The 1023-nt window shown below is 69.3% G+C and carries 2 protein-coding genes; both read right to left on the reverse strand.

Annotation, left to right across the window (positions count from 1 at the left end):
- The coding region (locus ACFWGZ_RS41330; protein WP_382457030.1) for a DUF4440 domain-containing protein at positions 1-347 on the reverse strand (347 nt) is incomplete at its 3' end.
- A 157-nt stretch (positions 348-504) separates the two neighbouring features.
- Positions 505-918, reverse strand: a complete 414-nt coding sequence (locus ACFWGZ_RS41335; protein ID WP_382457031.1) for a DUF4345 domain-containing protein — start codon at positions 916-918, stop codon at positions 505-507.
- Between the last annotated feature and the right edge of the window lie 105 nt (positions 919-1023).

Genomic DNA, 1023 nt, shown 5'->3' on the forward strand with positions numbered 1-1023 from the left:
GCTCCCTGCGGGCCGTCGACGGCCCTGCCCGCACTGTCGACGGGGATCTGCACCACGTTCACCGCGATCACGCCGGGGGCTGCCTCCAGCATCTTGACCACGTCGTACCGGGCAAAGGAGTCGCGCAGGAAGCTCTTCAGCGCCACGGCACCGGACTCGACGATCTCCTGCCTGCCGTCAAGACGCGTGCCCCTCGCGTTGGTCCAGGACGCGTGCTCGGCGTACTGCCCGCCCAACGCGACCGGGTCCTTCTCGTTGAACGCCTTCTCCAGGCCCTTCACCACGCCGATCACCGCGTCCTGGGTCCCGGGCGGAATCGTCCCCACTACAAGAATGCCGCTCGTCATGACGGTGTCCTCTCCGTGCCGGATGGCTCAAGTGGTGGCCAGGAGCGCCACCATCACCCACCCAACAACCTCAACCATGATCGAGATCAAGGCCAAGGAGCGGCCCTGCCCCGGACGTACCGACGGAGCCTGCCCGCGTCCGCCGCCCGGGGCTCATTCACCGACCGGCGGCCACGGTCTCCGCGTCGCCGCGCAGGGTGCGCTCGTCCGCGGCGGCCAGCCAGAAGAAGACCGGCGGCAGGCCGAGTTCGATCACGGCCAGCGCGATCTGGAACCAGTGCGGCCATCCGTGCACGGCGAGCGAGAGCAGCCGCCCCGCTCCGCCCAGCAGGAAGACCCCCGCCAGCCACCGCACCACCCGGGCCGGGACGGGCCGCTGCCCCGCGGCCCACACCCACGCCAGCCCGTAGCCGACGAACCCGGCCCCCATGAACCGGCCCCAGCTGTCGACCGTCGGGCCCGCGGAGCCGGCTCCGGGGATCGCCGCGTTGCCGAGGAGCACTTGATACACACCGATCGCCACACAGGACCAACCCATCAACCGTGCGAGTACGCGCAGAGTCCTTGCCATGACCCCTCCGAACTGTGTGCCGGTCCATCCTGGTTGACATGTGTCTACTAGGCTGGACGCACTAGTAGACACATGTCAAGTAGCCTTCCTCCGTGCCTCCCCGCC

Source organism: Lentzea sp. NPDC060358, assembly GCF_042725365.1.
Taxonomy (GTDB): domain Bacteria; phylum Actinomycetota; class Actinomycetes; order Mycobacteriales; family Pseudonocardiaceae; genus Lentzea.